This is a genomic window from Kaistella sp. CFF1-2, assembly GCF_059509915.1.
The window spans coordinates 1-1,350 of record NZ_JCAKLF010000021.1; the positions used below are offsets into that span (position 1 = coordinate 1).

At 28.3% G+C, this 1,350-nt stretch carries 3 protein-coding genes; all 3 read right to left on the reverse strand.

From position 1 onward, the window contains the following. Positions 1-46: 46 nt before the first annotated feature. Entirely contained in the window at positions 47-346 is a 300-nt protein-coding gene (locus AC5XHR_RS13695) for a type II toxin-antitoxin system RelE/ParE family toxin (protein ID WP_495951339.1), read from the reverse strand. After that, on the reverse strand, positions 339-590 hold the full coding sequence (locus AC5XHR_RS13700; protein ID WP_495951340.1) for a type II toxin-antitoxin system ParD family antitoxin: 252 nt from the start codon (positions 588-590) through the stop codon (positions 339-341). Before AC5XHR_RS13700 ends, AC5XHR_RS13695 begins: the two co-directional genes overlap by 8 nt. Positions 591-868: 278 nt before the next feature. Beyond that, on the reverse strand, positions 869-1,234 hold the full coding sequence (locus AC5XHR_RS13705) for a hypothetical protein (protein ID WP_495951341.1): 366 nt from the start codon (positions 1,232-1,234) through the stop codon (positions 869-871). Positions 1,235-1,350 lie beyond the last annotated feature (116 nt).

Genomic DNA, 1,350 nt, shown 5'->3' on the forward strand with positions numbered 1-1,350 from the left:
TATTTAACCCCGCATTTTGCCAATACAATGTTAGGCGTAGTTTTTTTTATTCTTTGATTCGTTTCTTTAAATCCATTTCAGCTCCAAGAATTCTTTCTACCTCAATTTCTGTTTGACTTAGAATTCTGTAGAAAATTATATGCTTGTTCGCTAGAAATCCATAAAATTCCTTGTCAATTTCAGAGTAATTTTTTCCAATATTTGGATTTTCAGCGAGAAGTTGACAAAAATCTATCAAATCTTCATAGTATTTATCCGCTTGATTTTCTGACCAAAATTCGAATGTGTATTCATAAATTTTAGAAAGATCTTCCACAGCTTTATTTGTCAATAAATAATTAGCCATTACTTTTCATTTTGGCTTTTAAAGATTCTAAATGTTGTTTTGGATTGAAACCTACTGCAATTCCACTATCAATTCCTTCTTGAATTGCATTTTTCAAAATCTGAACCTTATTTTCCTCTTCTTCTAAAAGTCTTAAACCAGCTCTAATGACTTCACTTGCATTTTTATATCTTCCTTGAGAGACTTTATTATCAACAAAATCTTCAAAATAATTTCCCAAAGAAACAGATGTATTTCGTCCCATTTTATTTATTTTTTTTAATTCTTAATTCAAAGTTACCAAATTTTGGTAATTTAAACAAATTTTTCTATTGGGAACTGTGCTCACAAAATGTCGCCTAACGGAAAAAGTATTGGCGAAGTGCGGGCTAAATTGGACGAAAAGTTCAATTTCGACTGCGTGAAGCCGATGCTTTTTCAGATTGTTAAAATTAAATAAAAAAACAATATGAAAAGCAGCGGCGGATAAATATTTCTACTTTTTCTACTTTATATTTAACCCCGCATTTTGCCAATACACTGTTATGCGACGTTTTTTATATTTTCTATTTTGTTTAGAAGCAACTTATTAAGTTTCCATAGAACAAAGATTGCTGCAATCATTATTAATAAATAACCGTTTTCGCCAATTTTGTCTTCCTTAATATTATTCAAATTTTCATCTGTAATATCTATGATTCTTTGATTTTCAAAAATTTCTTTTTCAGTTAAATATTTAGGATGGGAAAGTTTTTTATAAATTTTATTTTGCTCAGTAAGAATTTTAATTTTTTGGATTTGATTTTTTTCAATATTTGAAATTCTTTGGTGAATTGCACCCACAAAAAATGTAACGATTATTATTAGAAATATTCTAGTTAATTGCAATATTTTTAAACTATTAATCATTTCAGCGCTTTTAGAAGTATTTTAGTTTTTAAGCGGATTTTCTCTATTAATATAGAATTTATCTATGTTCACGTAAAATGTCGCATAACGGAAAAAGTATTGGCGAAGTGCGGGCT